The organism is Halomonas sp. THAF12, from assembly GCF_009363675.1.
Lineage (GTDB): Bacteria > Pseudomonadota > Gammaproteobacteria > Pseudomonadales > Halomonadaceae > Halomonas > Halomonas smyrnensis.
Genome location: NZ_CP045399.1, coordinates 3,109,238 through 3,127,200, shown reverse-complemented (window position 1 = coordinate 3,127,200; position 17,963 = coordinate 3,109,238). Strand labels below are relative to the sequence as shown.

At 66.9% G+C, this 17,963-nt stretch carries 17 protein-coding genes and 1 pseudogene; 13 read left to right on the top strand and 5 right to left on the bottom strand.

The features are described from left to right. Positions 1–6: 6 nt before the first annotated feature. Genes FIU88_RS14500 through FIU88_RS14490 form a run of 3 tightly spaced genes read right to left on the bottom strand, consistent with a single transcriptional unit; the run spans position 7 to position 2,954 of the window. Positions 7–1,515, bottom strand: a complete 1,509-nt coding sequence (locus tag FIU88_RS14500) for a tripartite tricarboxylate transporter permease (RefSeq protein WP_152479693.1) — start codon at positions 1,513–1,515, stop codon at positions 7–9. Positions 1,516–1,527: 12 nt separating this feature from the next. Continuing rightward, positions 1,528–1,977, bottom strand: a complete 450-nt coding sequence (locus tag FIU88_RS14495) for a tripartite tricarboxylate transporter TctB family protein (protein ID WP_152479692.1) — start codon at positions 1,975–1,977, stop codon at positions 1,528–1,530. Beyond that, the gene (locus tag FIU88_RS14490; RefSeq protein ID WP_152479691.1) at positions 1,974–2,954 is read right to left on the bottom strand and encodes a tripartite tricarboxylate transporter substrate binding protein; all 981 of its coding nucleotides are present in this window, start codon (positions 2,952–2,954) and stop codon (positions 1,974–1,976) included. The genes FIU88_RS14495 and FIU88_RS14490 overlap by 4 nt, the downstream gene beginning before the upstream one ends. A 138-nt stretch (positions 2,955–3,092) precedes the next feature. Between FIU88_RS14490 and FIU88_RS14485 the strand changes: the two genes are divergently transcribed. The 5 genes from FIU88_RS14485 (at position 3,093) to guaA (ending at position 9,537) form a co-directional block, all read left to right on the top strand. Then, positions 3,093–3,761, top strand: coding sequence for a response regulator (locus FIU88_RS14485; RefSeq protein WP_152479690.1), 669 nt, complete (start codon positions 3,093–3,095; stop codon positions 3,759–3,761). Then, on the top strand, positions 3,758–5,167 hold the full coding sequence (locus tag FIU88_RS14480) for a sensor histidine kinase (RefSeq protein WP_152479689.1): 1,410 nt from the start codon (positions 3,758–3,760) through the stop codon (positions 5,165–5,167). Before FIU88_RS14485 ends, FIU88_RS14480 begins: the two co-directional genes overlap by 4 nt. Positions 5,168–5,193: 26 nt before the next feature. Beyond that, complete coding sequence (locus FIU88_RS14475; RefSeq protein WP_253742573.1) at positions 5,194–6,267, top strand: ABC transporter substrate-binding protein; 1,074 nt, start codon at positions 5,194–5,196, stop codon at positions 6,265–6,267. 102 nt (positions 6,268–6,369) lie between these two features. After that, positions 6,370–7,839 (top strand): IMP dehydrogenase, encoded by a 1,470-nt coding sequence (guaB, locus tag FIU88_RS14470; protein WP_152479688.1) that lies wholly within the window; start codon positions 6,370–6,372, stop codon positions 7,837–7,839. A 120-nt stretch (positions 7,840–7,959) separates the two neighbouring features. Next, positions 7,960–9,537: a glutamine-hydrolyzing GMP synthase gene (gene guaA / locus FIU88_RS14465; protein WP_152479687.1), complete on the top strand. Its 1,578-nt coding sequence runs from the start codon at positions 7,960–7,962 to the stop codon at positions 9,535–9,537. A gap of 155 nt (positions 9,538–9,692) precedes the next feature. Here the strand turns inward: guaA and FIU88_RS14460 are convergent, their stop codons facing one another. Beyond that, positions 9,693–10,310: a hypothetical protein gene (locus tag FIU88_RS14460; RefSeq protein WP_152479686.1), complete on the bottom strand. Its 618-nt coding sequence runs from the start codon at positions 10,308–10,310 to the stop codon at positions 9,693–9,695. After that, positions 10,307–11,383, bottom strand: coding sequence for a DUF3500 domain-containing protein (locus tag FIU88_RS14455; protein ID WP_216647281.1), 1,077 nt, complete (start codon positions 11,381–11,383; stop codon positions 10,307–10,309). Before FIU88_RS14455 ends, FIU88_RS14460 begins: the two co-directional genes overlap by 4 nt. 241 nt (positions 11,384–11,624) lie before the next feature. Between FIU88_RS14455 and FIU88_RS14450 the strand changes: the two are divergent. The 8 genes and pseudogenes from FIU88_RS14450 to yghU form a co-directional block, all read left to right on the top strand. Continuing rightward, positions 11,625–11,921, top strand: a pseudogene (locus tag FIU88_RS14450) (GMP synthase (glutamine-hydrolyzing)); the annotation flags it as partial. A 477-nt stretch (positions 11,922–12,398) separates the two neighbouring features. Further along, positions 12,399–12,938, top strand: a complete 540-nt coding sequence (locus tag FIU88_RS14445) for a hypothetical protein (RefSeq protein ID WP_152479685.1) — start codon at positions 12,399–12,401, stop codon at positions 12,936–12,938. 64 nt (positions 12,939–13,002) lie between these two features. Then, positions 13,003–13,236 carry a hypothetical protein gene (locus tag FIU88_RS14440; RefSeq protein ID WP_152479684.1) on the top strand — a complete coding sequence of 78 codons (234 nt, stop codon included), beginning with the start codon at positions 13,003–13,005 and terminating at the stop codon, positions 13,234–13,236. Between the two features lie 78 nt (positions 13,237–13,314). Further along, entirely contained in the window at positions 13,315–13,629 is a 315-nt protein-coding gene (locus tag FIU88_RS14435) for a hypothetical protein (RefSeq protein WP_152479683.1), read from the top strand. A gap of 212 nt (positions 13,630–13,841) precedes the next feature. Continuing rightward, positions 13,842–14,741: a class A beta-lactamase gene (gene bla / locus FIU88_RS14430; protein WP_152479682.1), complete on the top strand. Its 900-nt coding sequence runs from the start codon at positions 13,842–13,844 to the stop codon at positions 14,739–14,741. Between the two features lie 115 nt (positions 14,742–14,856). Next, positions 14,857–15,729 (top strand): putative RNA methyltransferase, encoded by an 873-nt coding sequence (locus FIU88_RS14425; RefSeq protein ID WP_152479681.1) that lies wholly within the window; start codon positions 14,857–14,859, stop codon positions 15,727–15,729. 166 nt (positions 15,730–15,895) lie between these two features. Then, positions 15,896–16,882: a porphobilinogen synthase gene (gene hemB, locus FIU88_RS14420; protein WP_152479680.1), complete on the top strand. Its 987-nt coding sequence runs from the start codon at positions 15,896–15,898 to the stop codon at positions 16,880–16,882. A gap of 187 nt (positions 16,883–17,069) precedes the next feature. Continuing rightward, positions 17,070–17,939 (top strand): glutathione-dependent disulfide-bond oxidoreductase, encoded by an 870-nt coding sequence (yghU, locus tag FIU88_RS14415; protein ID WP_152479679.1) that lies wholly within the window; start codon positions 17,070–17,072, stop codon positions 17,937–17,939. The last annotated feature ends 24 nt before the right edge of the window (positions 17,940–17,963 follow it).

The window sequence follows — 17,963 nt, the reverse complement described above, 5'->3', positions numbered from 1 at the left end:
CGAGGGTCAGCCGGCGTGGCGGCGGCTGCGGCCGGCGAGCAGCTTCGGCACCAGCCAGGGCAGCACCAGCAACGAGGCCGCGGCGATCCACAGCCCCAGCGAGATGCCGGACTGCCACAGGATACCCACGTCGCCGCCGCTGATCGATAGTGCCCGGCGCAGGTTCTGCTCCATCAGCCCGCCCAGCACGTAGCCGAGGATCACCGGCGCCAGCGAGAAGCCGAGCTTGCGCAGCAGGTAACCGAACACGCCGATGATCAGCATCAGGTAGATGGCGGTCAGGTCCGAGTGCAGCTGGTAGACGCCGACGAAGGCCAGGATGGCGATGGCCGGCACCAGCACCCAGCGCGGGATGGTCAGCACCCGGGCGAACAGTCCGGCCAGTGGCAGGTTGAGCGCCAGCAGCACGATGTTGCCGATATACAGCGAGGCGATCAGGCCGCCGGCCACCTCGGGGCGCTCGGTGAACATCATCGGGCCCGGGGTGATGTTGTAGAGCATCAGCGCGCCGAGCAGCACCGCGGTGGTGCCGGAGCCGGGAATGCCCAGCGTCAGCATCGGCACGAAGGAGCCCGCCGCCGAGGCGTTGTTGGCCGCCTCCGGGGCCGCCAGGCCGCGCATGTCGCCCTTGCCGAAGGTGCCGTCCTTGTCGGAGAGGCGCTTCTCGGTGGTGTAGGACACCGCGCCCGCCACCGAGGCGCCGGTGCCCGGCAGCACGCCGATGATGAAGCCGAGCAGCCCCGAGCGGCCCATGGCGCCCTTGCAGTGCAGCACCTCCTTGAGGCTGACGAAGACGCGGCCCAGGGGCGGCATCTCGTCGTCGGCGTCCCGGCGGTGGGCGTGCTCGAGCATCAGCAGGATCTCGCTGATGGCGAACAGGCCGATGATCATCACCACGAAGTCGACGCCGTCATAGAGCTCCGGCATGCCGAAGGTGAAGCGCATCACGCCGGTGCCGGAATCGACGCCCACGGTGGCGATCAGCACGCCCAGCACCGCACCGATGGCGGTCTTGACCGGGTCCTTGCCCATCATCACCGCCATCGACGAGAAGGCGAACACCATCAGCGCGAAGAACTCGGCCGGGCCGAACATCACCGCCACCTCGGCGAGCAGCGGCGCGAACAGCGTCAGGCCGATGATGGCGATGGTGGCGCCGACGAAGGAGCTCACCGCCGACAGGCCCAGCGCCGGGCCGGCCAGGCCCTGCTTGGCCAGCGGATGGCCGTCCAGGGTGGTCATCACCGCGCCGGCGTCGCCGGGCACGTTGAGCAGGATGCTGGACATGCGGCCGCCGTACTCGGCGCCGGTATAGATGCCGGCCAGCAGGATCAGCGCCGACTCGGCGGGCAGGCCCAGGGTGTAGGCCAGCGGCATCAGGATGGCGATGCCGTTGATCGGGCCGATGCCCGGCAGGGCGCCGAACAGGGTGCCGAGCAGGGCGCCGAGGAAGGCCAGCCCAAGGTTCAGGGGGGTCAGCGCGACGCCGAACCCCTCGATCAGGAAATCGAACATCTCGCGGTTCCTCTAGAGGATGTCGGCCAGCCAGGTGCCGTCGGGCAGGCCGATGCCGAGCCCCTCGGTGAACAGGAAGTCGCTGCCCGTGGCCAGCAGCAGGCCGGTCAGCAGGGCCTTGGTCCAGCTGGCGCCGAACAGCCGGGCCAGGGTCGCCACCACCAGGAAGGAGGCGGGAATGAAGCCCAGGCGGGTGAACAGCAGGGCGTAGACCAGCAGCAGGCCGAGCACGCCCAGCAGCCGCAGCGCCAGGCCAGGAGCCGGCCACTCGCCGTCCTCGCCGGGCTTGAACATCAGCACCAGCGACAGGATGGCGAGCAGGGCTGCCAGTCCCAGCGGGAAGGCTTTCGGCCCCACGGGCTCGTAGCTGAAGGGGACCTGCAGCTGAAGGGACTGGACGGCGATGAACGCCGCCAGACCGATCAGGGCGAGGCCCAGCAGTCGGTCGGCGGCGATTCTCATTTCAGACCCACTTCTTCGGCCAGTGACTGGAAGTCGGCGACCTGGCCCTTCACGTAGGCGTCGAAGTCGTCACCGAAGCGAGCCATCGGGAACAGGCCGCGCTCCTCGCGCATCTCGGCGAAACCGGGATCCTCGGTCAAATCCTGCAGGCGCTCGACCCAGGCCTGGTAGGCCTCGTCGCTGACCTCCGGGCCCATGTAATAGCCGCGCCAGATCGGCCATTCGACGTCGTAGCCCTGCTCGGCGGCGGTGGGGATGTCGGCGTAGGGGCCGCCCATGCGCTCCTCGGAGAGCGCGGCCAGCACGCGCACCTTGCCGCTCTCGAGCTGGGACTGCAGTTCGGACAGGTCGCCGGTGAACACCTGGATATGATCGCCCAGCAGCGCGGCCAGCGCCTCGCCGCCGCCCTCGAAGGCCACGTAGCGCAGCTCGCGCGGATCGACGTCGCCGGCCTTGGCGGTCAGCGCGGCCTTCATCCAGTCCTGGCTGCCCACGGTGCCGCCGGCGCCGAAGGCCACCGAGCTCGGGTTCTCCTGCAGATCGGCCATCAGCTCGTCGAGGGTCTGCCAGGGCGCGTCGGCATTGACCACGATGGCGCCATAGTCGACGCCCACGGCGCCCAGCCAGCGCACTTCGCCGGCGTCGTACTGGCCGAACTTGCCCAGCGCCAGGTTGACGGCGGCGCCGGTGCTGGCGGCGACGATCAGGTTGTCGTCGTCGCTGCGCACGCCGTTGACGTGGTTGTAGGCCACCGCGCCGATGCCGCCGGGCATGTAGGTGACCAGCATCGGCTCGTCGATGAGCTCGGCGGCCAGCAGGCCGTTGGCGGCCAGGCGGCAGGTCAGGTCGTAGCCGCCGCCGGGCTTGGCGGGCGCGATGCACTCGGCCTCGTCGGCGGCCTGGGCCTGGCCGGCGAGCAGGGCGCCGCCCAGCAGGGCGATGCCGGAGGCGTGGCGGATGGCCGTGTTGATCTTCATGGCGAACTCCTGTTCTCTTGTTATGCGGCGCGAGGCGCTGCCTCGAGAGCCATCGGTTGTGATGGTCCGAGCGATGCTAGGCCCGCCACCTTTCATCAACCTGTCATCCCGCCCATCACCGTCTGAGACATTGGTCGAATGCGCCTGCTGGTCATCGAGGACGATCCGCTGATCGCCCGCTCCCTGGAACACGCCCTGGCCCCGCTGGGCAACACCATCGACGTCTTCGCCACCCGCGCCGAGGCCCGCGCCGCGCTCAGTCACGATCGCTTCGACCTGATCCTGCTCGACCTCGGCCTGCCCGACGGCGACGGCCTCGAGCTGCTGGCCGAGCTGCGCGGCCGCGGCGACACCACCCCGGTGCTGATCCTCACCGCGCGGGATGCCGTCGACGACCGGGTCTCCGGCCTCGATCTGGGCGCCGACGACTACCTGGCCAAGCCGTTCTCGCTGTCCGAGCTGGAGGCCCGGGTGCGCGCGCTGCTGCGTCGCAGCCAGCAGCGCAGCGACAACCGCCTGCGCCTCGGGCGGCTGGCCTTCGACCCCGAGACCGGCAGCGCCAGCCTCGACGAGGCCCCGCTGGAGCTGCCGCGCCGCGAGCTGCTGCTGCTCGAGGGCCTGCTGCTGCACGCCGGCAGCATCACCCCGCGGGAGACCCTGGAGCGCCGGCTGTTCGGCTTCGACGAGGTGGGCACCAACGCGCTCGAGGTCTACGTCAGCCGGCTGCGCAAGCGGCTCAAGGACAGCGGCCTGCGCATCCGCACCTTCCGCGGGCTCGGCTACCGGCTGGAGGACGACGCCGGTTGATCGAGGTCGCGGGCTCGCTCAAGCGCCGCCTGGCGGTATGGCTGCTGGTCACCGTGACCGGGCTCGGCGCACTGCTGATGGTCGAGGCCTGGTGGAGCAGTCGGCGCGCCGCCGAGCGCGCCTTCGACAGCCAGCTCGAGGCCGCCGCTTTGACCATCGCCGAGGCCGTGCAGTGGCAGCACGGCGAGCCGGTGGTGACGATTCCCGCCGCGGCGCTGCAGATCCTCGCCACCCGTCACCAGGAGCGGGTGTTCTACGCCGTGCTCGACGCCGACGGCGAGGCGGTCTCGACCAACATGGCGCTTTCCATCGCCCCGGGCTGGCGCGAGCGCGCGGCCCGCGAACCCCGGGCGCTGACCACCGGCTTCGACGGCGCCTCCTGGCGGCTCTACGGGCGCGAGGTCGACTCGGCCGGCTGGGTCTCCCAGGAGCCGGTGCAGATCTGGGTCGGCCACACTCGTGAGGGGCGGGCGGCGCTGGCCGACGAGCTGTTCGAGCGCGCCGTCAGCCGCTTCGTGGCCATGGTGCTGCTGGCCGGCGCCCTGATGGCCATGGCGCTGCGCGTGGCGCTCGGCCCCATGCGCCGGCTGCGCCGCCAGCTGCGCCTGCGCGAGGCCGACGACACCCGACCGCTCGACGCGCGGGTGCCGGAAGAGATGCGCGAGCTGGCCCAGACCCTCGACCACCTGTTCGCCCGCCAGCGCGAGAGCCGCGAGGCGCTGCTGCGCTTCACCGCCGACGCCAGCCACCAGCTCAAGACCCCGCTGGCCGGGCTGCAGAGCGTCAGCGAGCTGGCGCTGAAGAGCCCCGAGCCCGCCGACTGGCACGCCGCCCTCGGCGCGGTGCACGACGGCGCGGCGCGCACCAGCCGGCTGGCCGGCCAGCTGCTGAGCCTGGCGCGGCTGCGCCACGTGGCCGAGGCGGGGGAGGTCGCCCCGCTGGATCTCGCCGCGCTGCTGCGCGAGACCCTGCTCGACTGGGCCGGGCGCGAGGCGGCCCGCGATCACGACCTGGGGCTCGACGAGTTGCCGGCCGGGCCCTGCCGGGTGCGCGCCGAGGCCTGGGCGCTGCGCGAGCTGCTCGGCAACCTGATCGACAACGCCCTGCGCTACACCCCCAATGGCAGCACCATCACCCTGGGGCTCGTGCGCGAGGCCGAGGCGGTCGAGCTCTACGTGGAGGACGACGGCCCCGGCGTGCCGGCCGAGGCCCGCGAGCGGCTGCTGCGACCCTTCGAGCGCGGCGGGCGCCAGGACACCGACGGCTCCGGGCTGGGGCTCGCCATCGTCGACTCCATCGCCCGGCGCTTCGACGGCCGGCTGAGCCTCGCCGAGCGTGCGCCCCACGGCCTGATCGTGCGCCTGCGGCTGCCGCGCTGCGGTGACGAAACGGAGGAGGGCGCATGAGAGCAGGGCGTATGAGAGCAGGGCGCATGAAGCGCGTCATGAAGCGGCGGTGGGCGCCGTGCCTGGCCCCGGTATTGAGCCTGGGCCTGAGTCTGATCTTGAGCCTTGGCCTGGCCGGCCCCGCTACGGCCCAGACCGGCACGCCGCTGGTGGTGGAGGCGGCGCTGGATCGCTCGGTGGTGCAGCCGCTGCTCGACGCCTTCCGCGACGCACACCCCGAGATCGCGCTGGATTTCCGCGACCGCTCGACGCTTGAGATCGACGATCTGGTGACGCTGGCCGACCCGTCGCCGGATGTGTTGATCAGCTCGGCGATGCCGTGGCAGATGGCGCAGGTCAACGAGGGCCGGGCGAGGCGGCTGGACTCCGCCGAGGTGCGCGATTGGCCGGCCTGGGCCAAGTGGCGCGACGAGGTGTTCGGCTTCACCTTCGAGCCGATCGTGATGGCCTACCGGCTCGACCTCTCGCGGCGCATGCTGCCGCCGCTGACCCACGCCGACCTGCACACCCTGCTGACCACCGAGCGCGAGGCGCTCGCCGGCAAGGTGACCACCTACTCACCGCTGGGCAGCGGCGTCGGCTACACGCTGTTCCAGCAGGACGCCCGCTACACGCCGCGCTTCTGGGACCTGGTGGCCGGCATGGGCGGCGTCGAGGCGCGGCTCGAGAACAGCACCCGCGCGATGCTCAAAGGGCTCAGCGACGGGCGCTACTGGCTCGGCTACAACCTGCTCGGCTCCTACGCCATGGTCTGGGCCCAGGAGCATCCCGAGGTGATCGTTCAGGTGCCCCAGGACTACGCCCTGGTGCTGATGCGCATGGCCTTCGTGCATCGCGACGCCCCGCATCCCGACGCCGCCGAGGCCTTCGTCGACTTCCTGCTCAGCCACGCCGGGCAGCGGGTGCTGGCCGGCGAGACGCCGCTGTTCAGCGTGCGCCCCGACGTCATCGGCCCCTACACCGCCCAGCGACTGCGCGACCAGGTCGGCGAGCGGCTCTATCCGATCCCGCTCAATGCCTCGCTGCTGGCCTTCGTCGACCCCCAGCGCCGCGACGCCTTCCTCGCCCGCTGGCGCCGAGAGTTCCGGCGCGACGACTGAGGGCGAATCGCTCCCCGGATTGCCGGAAAGCGGCCCGCGGCGTTATAATGGTCGATTAACTTCATCGCCCTCCCTCCACCAGCGCACTGGGTGTTGCCGACTATGCTACGTATGGCCCAAGAAGCTCTTACGTTCGATGACGTATTACTCGTTCCCGGCTATTCGGAGGTCCTGCCCAAGGACGTCAGCCTCCGCACACGCCTGACCCGCGACCTATACCTCAACATCCCGCTCCTCTCCGCCGCCATGGACACCGTGACCGAGGCCCGCCTGGCCATCGCGATGGCGCAGGAAGGGGGCATCGGCATCATCCACAAGAGCATGACCATCGCCCAGCAGGCCACCGAGGTGCGCAAGGTCAAGAAGCACGAGAGCGTGATCGTGAAGGACCCGGTCACCGTCGGCGCCAAGGCCAAGCTGGCCGACCTGCTGGCCATGGCCCGCGAGCACGGCTTCTCCGGCTTCCCGGTGGTGGAAGGCGAGACCCTGGTGGGCATCGTCACCGAGCGTGATATGCGCTTCCAGCCCAACCACGGCGACAGCGTGGCCGACATCATGACCCCGCGCGAGAAGCTGGTCACCGTGGCCGAGGGCACCGAACTCTCCGTGATCAAGGGCAAGATGCAGGAGCACCGCGTCGAGAAGATGCTGGTGGTGGACGACGAGTTCCGCCTGCGTGGCCTGGTCACCTTCCAGGACATCGAGAAGGCCCGCACCTTCCCCAATGCCGCCAAGGACAGCGACGGCCGCCTGCTGGTCGGCGCCGCCGTCGGCACCGGCCCCGAGACGCCTGACCGCATCGCCGCCCTGGCCGAGGCCGGCGTCGACGCCATCATCGTCGATACCGCTCACGGCCACTCCCGCGGCGTGATCGACCGCGTCGCCTGGGTCAAGGAGCACTTCCCGAAGATCCAGGTGATCGGCGGCAACATCGCCACCGCCGAGGCGGCCAAGGCGCTGGCCGAAGCCGGCGCCGACGGCGTCAAGGTCGGCATCGGCCCCGGCTCCATCTGCACCACCCGCGTCGTCGCCGGCGTCGGCGTGCCGCAGATCACCGCCGTCTCCAACGTCGCCGCGGCGCTCAAGCCCTACGACATCCCGCTGATCGCCGACGGCGGCATCCGCTTCTCCGGCGACCTGGCCAAGGCCATCGCGGCCGGCGCCAGCGCGGTGATGGTCGGCGGCCTGCTGGCCGGCACCGAGGAGGCCCCGGGCGAGGTCGAGCTCTACCAGGGCCGCACCTACAAGGCCTACCGCGGCATGGGTTCCATGGGCGCCATGTCCCAGACCCAGGGCTCCAGCGACCGCTACTTCCAGGACAAGGACGCCGGCGTCGAGAAGCTGGTGCCGGAAGGCATCGAAGGCCGCGTGCCCTACAAGGGCGTGATGGGCGCCATCGTCCACCAGATGATGGGCGGCCTGCGTGCCTCCATGGGCTACACCGGCTGCGCCAGCATCGACGAGATGCGCACCAAGCCGGAGTTCGTGAAGATCACCGGCGCCGGCTTCAACGAGTCCCACGTCCACGACGTGCAGATCACCAAGGAAGCCCCGAACTATCGTGCCGGCTGATGCCAGCCTGACGCCGTAGAACGATGAGCTGGAAGCGCGCCGCCGGGCGGCTTCCAGCTTTTCGCTTCCGGCCCGCGAAATTTGCTCCCCGTTTTGCCCGCCTCGTATAGGAATGGCCAGATGACCGACATTCACGCCCACAAGATCCTGATCCTCGACTTCGGCTCCCAGTACACCCAGCTGATCGCCCGCCGGGTCCGCGAGATCGGCGTCTACTCCGAGATCCGCGCCTTCGACATCACCGAGGAAGAGATCCGCGAGTACGCCCCCAACGGCATCATCCTCGCCGGCGGCCCGGAATCCGTCACCGAGCTGGGCTCGCCCCGCGCCCCGCAGTGCGTGTTCGAGATGGGCCTGCCGGTGCTCGGCATCTGCTACGGCATGCAGACCATGGCCGAGCAGCTCGGCGGCGCCGTGGAAGGCTCCAACAAGCGCGAGTTCGGCTACGCCCAGGTGCGCCTCGACGTCGAGACCGCGCTGTTCAAGGACATGGCCGACCACATCGACTCCGAGACCGGCAAGAGCCTGCTCGACGTGTGGATGAGCCACGGGGACAAGGTCGCCCAGGTGCCGGCCGAGTTCAGCGTGACCGCCTCCACCCCGAGCTGCCCGATCGCCGCCATGGCCTGGGAAGAGAAGCGCTTCTACGGCGTGCAGTTCCACCCCGAGGTGACCCACACCCTGCAGGGCCAGCGCATCCTCGAGCACTTCGTGCTGGATATCTGCCAGAGCGAGCGCAACTGGACCCCGGCCCAGATCATCGAGGACCAGATCGCCCGCGTGCGCGAGCAGGTCGGCGACCGACACGTGCTGCTCGGCCTGTCCGGCGGCGTGGACTCCTCCGTGGTCGCCGCGCTGCTGCACAAGGCCATCGGCGACCAGCTCACCTGCGTGTTCGTCGACAACGGCCTGCTGCGCAAGGACGAAGGCAACCAGGTGATGGAGACCTTCTCCCAGCACATGGGCGTGCGCGTGATCCGCTCCGACGCCGAAGACCTGTTCCTCGGCAAGCTCGAGGGCGTGGCCGACCCGGAAGAGAAGCGCAAGATCATCGGCAACACCTTCATCGACGTGTTCGACGAGCAGGCCGCCAAGATCGAAGGCGTGGACTTCCTCGCCCAGGGCACCATCTACCCGGACGTGATCGAGTCCGCTGCCTCAAAGACCGGCAAGGCCCACGTCATCAAGTCGCACCACAACGTCGGCGGCCTGCCCGAGACCATGAAGCTCAAGCTGGTCGAGCCGCTGCGCGAGCTGTTCAAGGACGAGGTGCGCAAGCTCGGCGTCGAGCTCGGCCTGCCCTACGACATGGTCTACCGCCACCCCTTCCCGGGGCCGGGCCTGGGCGTGCGCATCCTCGGCGAGGTGAAGAAGGAATACGCCGACATCCTGCGCGAGGCCGACGCCATCTTCATCGAGGAGCTGCACAACGCCGGCTGGTACCACAAGACCAGCCAGGCCTTCGCCGTCTTCCTGCCGGTGAAGTCCGTGGGCGTGGTCGGCGACGGCCGCCGCTACGAGTGGGTCATCGCCCTGCGCGCCGTGGAGACCATCGACTTCATGACCGCCCGCTGGGCGCACCTGCCCTACGAGCTGCTGGAGAAGGTCTCCAACCGCATCATCAACGAGCTCTCCGGCGTCTCCCGCGTCACCTACGACGTCAGCAGCAAGCCGCCCGCCACCATCGAGTGGGAGTGATCGCCTGACGATCCGCCCTCGCCGAGCTGACGCAGTGTTCCGTCTAGACGGTCTCCTGAACGGATCGAGATGAGAGCGCCGCAGGCGAAGAGCCCTTCTGGCCATTGGCTGGAAGGGCTTTTTCGTGCGCTTCATTCAGCAGTGTCGTGCTCTGCTCACTCCTGCTCGGCTGGCCCTTGCCTGGCCTTGTTCAGGTCGAGCCGGACGCCTTGGGCGGAGTGGAAGAAGCCGAAGTCGGCCATCGGCCGGGTGTTGCCTTCGGGAGTTTGCCATTCGACTTCGGCGCGGTGATTGCGGACTTCGTGCATCACGGCGTCGTATTTCAGCCGCAGGGAGACTGGCGTGGCGCCCTGGTAGGACAGGTTCCACCGGGTGACGACCAGCAGGTAGTCGCCGAGTTGTGGCCGATAGGTGGAGGTGAGGTGCGCATCGGTGAGTGTCAGCGGCAGCGTGTCGCCGTCCCTGGAGAGCGCGAGATGCTGACGGAGATAGTCGCCGAGCCGATCCATCAGCGGCTGCGGCAGGGGATGGCCTGGTGGCTGCTCGCCAAGGGCTGCCAGTTCTGGCGCGGCGATCAGCAGATCTTCCCGGGGGAACTGGAGCGTGAGGAGCAGCGTGTCCTGCGGTTGCTGCTCGAATGTCAGCACGCTGCCGGGCAGGGCGTGGGCCCGAGCCGTCTCGATGAGGCCGCCTCCCGCCCCGCTGGCCCCATTGCCGAGGGAGACCACGGCAAGGGCGAGCAGGGCGGTGCGCCAGGAAGTGCGCCGGCTCATTCGTTCTGGCCGCCGTAGTCGTCGGTGCGGTCACGCCATACCGAGTGCGGATGGTTGCCGACCTTGTCGGTGGACTTGTTCGACTGCAACGAGAATTCGATCCACAGCGACGGGCCGTGTATCCGCACGTAATCATTCTCGGCGCTGACCTGCGGCGTGCCGGAGAAACCGAGGTAGGTGTCCGGCAGCTCTGCGGTGTACTTCTCCATGTAGGCCGCGGCTTCGGGGGCGGAGATGTCGTCCACGTAGGTCGCGATGGCCGTCAGCAGCAGCGCTTGCTGGTCATCATCCAGCTCGGAGACCGGCAGGCCTTCGAAGCGTTCGGGGATGGCATCGTCGGCCTGGGGGCCAGCGAGGATATCGCGGTAGGTGCCTTCCAGCGTGGCCTCGGCCTTTTGATCATCGGAGAGCGAGCTGAGCAGGGTGGCGAAGGCATCGCGTTCCTGGGTCAGCGGCTCGTTCACTCGACCGTTCATCTCGAAATAGGGGAAGGGTTCCACGCCACGGAAGGAGGGCGTGGCACCGGCCAGCTTGCCGTCGGTGTAGGTGTTGGCGAAGGCCATGTGGTGGCCGCCGTAGTACAGCTCCCAGGTGCCGGTCTCGCCGGGCGTGCCGAGGAAGGCAAATTTGGTGTTGTAGGAAGAGTAACCGGCCTTGTAGTCGGTGCTAACGGTGTTGATGTAGTCATCGGCGTTGAGCGTCTGGAGCATCTCGTCGAAGCCTTCATCGGGCGCGTGGCCGGTGGCTTCCAGCATGATGGCCTTGACGAGGCCGCGCTGCTTGATGTTCAGCTCGCCCAGCAGCACGCCGGGGCGTTTCGGGAAGGCGCCCGCGGGCAGGTTGCTCCAGTTCTCGGCCTCTGCGAGGGAGTAGTCCTGCTGCAGGTTCTGCAGGATGTCATCGTCGGAGATATCCGCCTTGAGCAGATCGATCAGGCACAGCATGCGCTCATAACCGGGCGTGTCGCCACACTCGGCGGCGCTCTCGGGGATAGGCACGCTCTGCATCTGGGTGCTGGTGTCTCCCATGCGTGCGCGCAGTGCCTCGCTCAGCGCCTGGTCTTCCGCGGACATCGGCGGCGGGCCACCTTGGCCGGGTGGTGGGCCATCGTGCCCTTGCTGGGCAAGAGTGGGGAGGGAGAGAAGGGCGGCCAGCGCGGCTCCTCCGGTCACTGCGAGACGTCGGGACATCGATGGGCCTATCGCTTGAGAATAGAGATAGGACCATAGCCTGCCTGGCAGTGGGCAGGAAGCCTCCCAGGCTGACTTCCTTGTGCCTGGAGCCGACCGGAGACAGGCCCCAAGTAACGGCGTCGACGCCATCTTCATCGAGGCGCTGCACAACGCCGGCTGGTACCACAAGACCAGCCAGGCCTTTGCCGGCTTCCTGCCGGTGAAGTCCGTCGGCGTGGTCGGCGACGGCCGCCGCTACGAGTGGGTCATCGCCCTGCGCGCCGTGGCGGCCATCGACTTCATGACCGCCCGCTGGGTGCACCTGCCCTACGAGCTGCTGGAGAAGGTCTCCAACCGCATCATCAACGAGCCCTTCGGCGTCTCTCGCGTCACCTACGACGTGAGCAGCAAGCCGCCCGCCACCATCGAGTGGGAGTGATCGCCAGGGCAGGGCGGATGAGCGCCGCCTAGCTAGCCATCACCCGCGTCATACGAAATCCTGCCGTTATCGGCAGGCTTTTTTTGTTGCCGAACGTAAACTGGCTAAGGTTAACTAGGCTTCAGTGGTTGAGGCCGCGGCCGATCGAACGGAGCAGGAGAGCACAACGCGAAAGGAGTCGCTGGGAAAGGATGTGACCCCCGGGCGGTAGCGTGTCTTTCTACGAGGGTTCTCGGTCACTCGTGGGATTCCGACCCCAGAAGGGCTTTCCCACGCCATGGCGAATATTCCTACCCGTGTTATGCCGCCGGCACCATGATTGGTGTTATAACGCCAAGGTATGATTTTTTTGAATTAAAATCAGAGGGTTAGGATTTTTTGGAGCGCGGTATAACACGAATGAGCGTGCCGGCGCGTTCAAGTGGATAAACACGACGGCTATCTAATACCTGTTAGGTGCTTTTAGGGGAAATAAGCATGAATAAAGGGATTTGCTCAATTTCACACAGAATCATCTATTCAGGATGGGACTTTCAGCAAGCACTGTCAGCTTTAACTTTCCTGATGGAAGAGTGTGAGTATGAAAAGAAGTACAGTAGAGTTGATCTTAGAAGATTTAGATGTTTTGAGACTGCATTAGTTGTATCATTCGCTCGGCCTTTCAAAACAGGAAGAGGTCGGGAGCAGCTAGACTTATCAGCGGTTGACTTTGAATTCACTACAGAAGAACGCGAGATAAAAGATAAGCTCATAAGATTAAGAGATAAAGTGGTAAGTCATTCAGATGAGGAGCAAATGGAATATATAACGTATTCCTTTAAACCTTTTGATGATCATGATGTAAGAATGCCTATTGAGAAATTTCAGGAGGCTCTTTATCTTGAAGAAACAGAGATATACAAAATAGAGAAGCTATTGCATAGACTTATCCATGCTATAGCTGAATATAAATTCAAAATAGTTCAATCAAATCCTGACGAATTCAACAGAAATAAAGCACCATACCTAACAAGTTAAGAAAGAAGGGCGCCGCGAGCGGTGACCCTTCTTTAGATGTTATAAAACCAATGGAGATCAAGCCTTGAAAGATAGAATTAAGTTGAATCCAAGCGAAACTTTAAAGCAAGAAAGCCACCGATCAAAAGGTACTTTGGCTGAAACCGATATCTGGACATATGCGGTCTTGGATTCCAGTGGAAATAAAGTTGGTTCTGTAGTCCATACGGATCACACTTCGATCAAAGGTTTCAATCGCACCCAGTCAGTTGAACAGCGCGATGCCAATGGAAAAATCGTAGTAGAAGTAACGTGGTAAGGTTTTCTAACAAGTCAATGCAGCCGACCGCTAAAGCGGCGGCTGAGCCCTGGCTTTAAAAGTAAAAGGAAGCATCAAATGGAATTTGTCGAAATCGAGCTGACCCAAGGCAATATCAACAACGATCATCTTTATTTGTCTTCGGTAATCGAGTTCTTTCCATCAGATTCTATCGGAGGAAGCAATGACAGTAGTCTGGCTCCGAGAGCTCTCGAGGTTCACAGCGGCATCTCGTCTCCAGTGCGCACTGACATTGCGGGCGATAAGAAAATTTTTCGCCGTCGGGCTTGGGTGGGCGAGTTTTTCGAGGTCCACAATTTGGCCGCAGGCGATCGGGTGGTAATCGAGAAAACGGGTACTGACCGTTATCACGTTTACCCAAAGCGGGCCTGATCTTTTAACAAGTCGTTGTAGTACGCGGCCGGGGGACGCCGGACGCCCTTTTCATTGTGGCTTGGAGCCAATCGGGGACAGACCCTGATTCTCTCCAGTCCTATAAACTCCTTGATAACCCGCCGTTGAGCGGGTTCTTTTTTGCCTCGGGCCTGTGCCCCGGCTACTCTGCTCGCTCCCTTTTCCGCCGAATCCCGCCCAGGAGCCCCACCATGCCGACCCTCTCACGCCGCCAGGTCCTCGGGACGATGACCGCGGGCGGCGCCATGCTGGCCGTTGGCCAGCCGGCGTTTGCTAGTGCGTCCACCACGTCCGCCGAGGCGGCCGATCTGGAGCGGCAGTTGGGCGAGCTGGAGCGTTCGGCCGACGACCGCGTGGGCGTGGCGCTGATGAACGTGGCCTCCGGCGCGGTGGCGAGCCATCGCGGCCACGAGCGGTTCCTGTTCAACAGCACCGGCAAGTGCTTCATCGCCGCGGCGGTGCTGAGCCGGGTCGACGAGGGCCGCGAGACGCTGGATCGCCGCATCGTGATCGATGAGGGCGATCTCGTCGGCTGGACGCCGATCACCGAGAAACGGCTGGGAGAGCCCGGCCTCACCGTTGCCGAGCTGTGCCAGGCGGCGGTGGCCTGGAGCGACAACGCGGCGGCGAACGCGCTGATCGAGAGCGTCGGCGGGCCGGAGGCGGTCACCGCCTTCCTGCGCGCCATCGGCGATGACACCACCCGGCTGGATCGCGTCGAGCCCGCGCTGAACACCCACGACCACGCGGGCGACGAGCGCGACACCACCACGCCGCTGGCGATGATGGCGACGCTGCGCACCCTGCTGCTGGGCGATGCCCTGTCGCCGTCGTCGCGGCACCAGCTCGCGTCCTGGATGATCGAGGGCAAGGTGGGTGATGCGCGGCTGCGCGCCGGCCTGCCGTCGTCGTGGCTGGTGGGCGAGAAGACCGGCACCAACGGCGTGGGCAACGCCAGCGATATCGGCATCGCCTGGCCGGGCGATCGCGGCGCGGTGATCGCCGTCGCCTACACCTTCATGCCCAACGCGACCGGGGCCGAGCGCGACGAGACCATCGCCGCCGTCGGACGGCTGGCCGCCCGGGTATAATGTCGCCCGGCGCGCCATCGGGCAGGCCCCGAGGGCGCGACCGTGAACACCGCCGCGGCATGAGCGCGTCATGCCTCGCGGAAGTAACCCAGCAAAGGAAGGGGATGGGCGACCCATGAGCACCACATCGTTCGAGGCGCTGGCCTGCCCGCTGGACGGCGACCCGCTGGAGCGTCGCGACGGCGCCTGGCGCTGCCCGGCCGGGCACAGCTTCGATATCGCCCGCCAGGGCTACGTGCACCTGCTGCCGGTGCAGAACAAGCGCTCCCGCGATCCCGGCGACAGTAAGGCGATGGTGGCGGCGCGGCGGCGCTTCCTCGAGGCCGGCCACTATCGGCCCATCGCCGAGGCGGTCGGCCGCGCCGTGCTGGCGGAAGCGCCCGCCGGCGGCACGCTGAGCTGCCTGGACGCCGGCTGCGGCGAGGGCTTTTATCTACGAGCGCTGCGCGAGCTTGCCGGTGTGGCGGCCGAGAGCGAGACAGCGCAGGGTGGGGCGGCCACGCTGTCGCTGCTGGGCGTGGACATCTCCAAGTGGGCGGTGCTGGCCGCCGCCAAGCGCGAGAAGGCCGCCACCTGGGTGGTGGGCACCAACGCCCAGCTGCCGGTGCAGGCAGAGAGCCTCGACCGCGTGCTGTGCCTGTTCGGCTTCCCCGTCTACCCGGAGTTCGCCCGGGTGCTGAAGCCGGGCGGCGAGCTGCTGCTGGTCGAGGCCGGGCCGGATCACCTGCGCGAGCTGCGCGAGATCATCTACCCCAGCCTGAAGCCGCCCCGCGAGGACGACGAGGTCGCGCCCGAGGGCTTCACGCGGAAGCCCGCCGAGGCGCTGCGCTATCCCATCGCGCTCGAGGGCGCCGAGCCCATCGCCGACCTGCTGGCGATGACGCCGCACCTGCATCGCGCCAGCGCCGAGGGGCGCGAGAGGGCCGCGGCGCTGACCTCGCTCAGCCTCACCGTGGACGTGCGGCTGACGCGGCTGGTGCGAACCTAGGGCGATCCGGCCCACCGCCGGCGCACACCCCCGGGTGGGGCGAAGGGTCGCAGTGGATAGGGCGCTAACCGGGCGCCATGTTAGCGTAGGCGTCTGACCCCACATTCCCTGGCCCTGGCGCGGCGCCCAAGCGCGCCGCGAGGGGCCGACAAGCGGAACCATGAACATGAGCCAACTCGAAGCGTCACCCCTGCGTCGTCCCCGCCGGCTGCGTCAGTCGCCGGCCATGCGTGATCTGGTCCGGGAGCACGACTTCTCCCTCAACGACCTGGTGCATCCGATCTTCATCGAGGAAGGCATCGACGAGCCCAAGGAGGTGTCCGCCATGCCGGGCATCGTCCGCTATCCGGAGGCCATGGTCGAGGCCGAGATCAAGGAGCTGGCCGCGCTGGGCGTGCGCTACGTGATGCCGTTCGGCATCTCCCGCCACAAGGACGAGCTGGGCAGCGACACCTGGAACGACGAGGGCCTGCTGGCCCGCATGATCCGCACCATCAAGCAGGCCTGCCCGGAGATGGTGGTCATCCCGGACATCTGCTTCTGCGAATACACCAGCCACGGCCACTGCGGCGTGGTCGAGGACGGCCACGTCTGCAACGACGCCACGGTGGAGAACCTGGTCAAGCAGAGCGTCGCCGCGGCCCGCGCCGGCGCCGACATGCTCGCGCCCTCGGCGATGATGGACGGCCAAGTGCGCGCCATGCGCGAGGGCCTGGACGCCGCCGGCTTCGAGCAGGTGGCGATCCTCGCCCACTCGGCGAAGTTCGCCTCGTCGTTCTACGGCCCCTTCCGCACCGCGGTGGACAGCGAGCTCCAGGGCGACCGCAAGGGCTACCAGCTCGACATCGCCAACGGCCGCCAGGCGCTGGTCGAGGCGCTGCTGGACGAGGACGAGGGCGCCGACATCCTGATGGTCAAGCCGGGCACGCCCTACCTCGACGTGCTGGCCAACCTGCGCCAGCGCACCGACCTGCCGCTGGCCTCCTACCAGGTCGGCGGCGAATACGCCGGCATCAAGTACGCCGCCATGGCCGGCGCGCTGGACGAGCAGCAGGTGGTGTTCGAGACCCTGGTCGGCTTCAAGCGCGCCGGCGCCGACCTGATCGTCAGCTACTACACCAAGCAGGTGGCGGAGTGGCTGGCGGGGAAATAAGGCCCGACCCGCGCCGCGCCCTGCCGTGAGACGAGAACCACCGCCCGAGAGGGCGGTGGTTTTTTTGTGCGCGCGGGGCGGCCATCAGCCTCGCGGTGGGTGATAAGTGTGCCCTAAGGGGTTGATAGGATGCTAACGTGATCCCACGTGTTAGTCTGTTGCCATCATCCGATAGCCAGGAGGTCCCATGAGCCAAGGTAACGCGTACGTTCCGCCGAAGGTATGGAGCTGGGAAAAGGCCAGCGGCGGTACCTTCGCCAGCGTCAATCGCCCCATCGCCGGGCCGACCCACGACAAGGCGCTGCCGGTCGGGAAGCACCCGTTCCAGCTCTACTCCATGGGCACGCCCAACGGGGTGAAGGTCACAATGCTGTTCGAGGAGCTGCTCGAGCTGGGCTATCAGGACGCCGAGTACGATGCCTGGCTGATCCGCATCGGCGACGGTGACCAGTTCGGCAGCGGCTTCGTCGATATCAACCCGAACTCGAAGATCCCGGCGCTGGTCGATCATGGCCCGGACGAGCCGATCCGGGTGTTCGAGTCCGGCTCGATCATGCTCTACCTGGCCGAGCGCTTCGGCGAGTTCCTGCCGGGCGACCTCGAGGGGCGCACCGAGACCATGAACTGGCTGTTCTGGCAGATGGGCAGCGCGCCCTTCCTCGGCGGCGGGTTCGGCCACTTCTACGCCTACGCGCCGGAGAAGCTGGAGTACCCGATCGACCGCTATGCCATGGAGACCAAGCGTCAGCTCGACGTGCTGAACCGCCGCCTGGCCGAGTCGCCTTATCTGGCCGGCGACGCGTACACCATCGCCGACATGGCCGTGTGGTCGTGGTACGGCCAGCTGGTGCTGGGCCGCCTGTACGACGCCGCCGAGTTCCTGAGCGTGCACGAGTACGAGCACGTGGTGCGCTGGGCCAAGGAGATCGATGCCCGTCCGGCGGTGCAGCGCGGCCGCATGGTCAACCGCACCTTCGGCGAGCCGGAGACGCAGCTGCACGAGCGTCACGACGCCAGCGACTTCCAGTACAAGACGCAGGACGTTATAAGCTCCTAACCATCTGGTCTTTGCACACAAGGC

What these genes read in the sequence shown, in the direction of transcription:
- guaB (WP_152479688.1), top strand. Translation starts at nt 6,370, where the DNA reads ATGCTACGTATGGCCCAAGAAGCTCTTACGTTCGATGACGTATTACTC.
- FIU88_RS14490 (WP_152479691.1), bottom strand. Translation starts at nt 2,954, where the DNA reads ATGAAGATCAACACGGCCATCCGCCACGCCTCCGGCATCGCCCTGCTG.
- FIU88_RS14460 (WP_152479686.1), bottom strand. Translation starts at nt 10,310, where the DNA reads ATGAGCCGGCGCACTTCCTGGCGCACCGCCCTGCTCGCCCTTGCCGTG.
- FIU88_RS14435 (WP_152479683.1), top strand. Translation starts at nt 13,315, where the DNA reads ATGGAATTTGTCGAAATCGAGCTGACCCAAGGCAATATCAACAACGAT.
- FIU88_RS14455 (WP_216647281.1), bottom strand. Translation starts at nt 11,383, where the DNA reads ATGTCCGCGGAAGACCAGGCGCTGAGCGAGGCACTGCGCGCACGCATG.
- FIU88_RS14495 (WP_152479692.1), bottom strand. Translation starts at nt 1,977, where the DNA reads ATGAGAATCGCCGCCGACCGACTGCTGGGCCTCGCCCTGATCGGTCTG.
- FIU88_RS14425 (WP_152479681.1), top strand. Translation starts at nt 14,857, where the DNA reads ATGAGCACCACATCGTTCGAGGCGCTGGCCTGCCCGCTGGACGGCGAC.
- FIU88_RS14485 (WP_152479690.1), top strand. Translation starts at nt 3,093, where the DNA reads ATGCGCCTGCTGGTCATCGAGGACGATCCGCTGATCGCCCGCTCCCTG.
- FIU88_RS14500 (WP_152479693.1), bottom strand. Translation starts at nt 1,515, where the DNA reads ATGTTCGATTTCCTGATCGAGGGGTTCGGCGTCGCGCTGACCCCCCTG.
- FIU88_RS14445 (WP_152479685.1), top strand. Translation starts at nt 12,399, where the DNA reads ATGAATAAAGGGATTTGCTCAATTTCACACAGAATCATCTATTCAGGA.
- guaA (WP_152479687.1), top strand. Translation starts at nt 7,960, where the DNA reads ATGACCGACATTCACGCCCACAAGATCCTGATCCTCGACTTCGGCTCC.
- FIU88_RS14475 (WP_253742573.1), top strand. Translation starts at nt 5,194, where the DNA reads ATGAAGCGCGTCATGAAGCGGCGGTGGGCGCCGTGCCTGGCCCCGGTA.
- bla (WP_152479682.1), top strand. Translation starts at nt 13,842, where the DNA reads ATGCCGACCCTCTCACGCCGCCAGGTCCTCGGGACGATGACCGCGGGC.
- hemB (WP_152479680.1), top strand. Translation starts at nt 15,896, where the DNA reads ATGAGCCAACTCGAAGCGTCACCCCTGCGTCGTCCCCGCCGGCTGCGT.
- yghU (WP_152479679.1), top strand. Translation starts at nt 17,070, where the DNA reads ATGAGCCAAGGTAACGCGTACGTTCCGCCGAAGGTATGGAGCTGGGAA.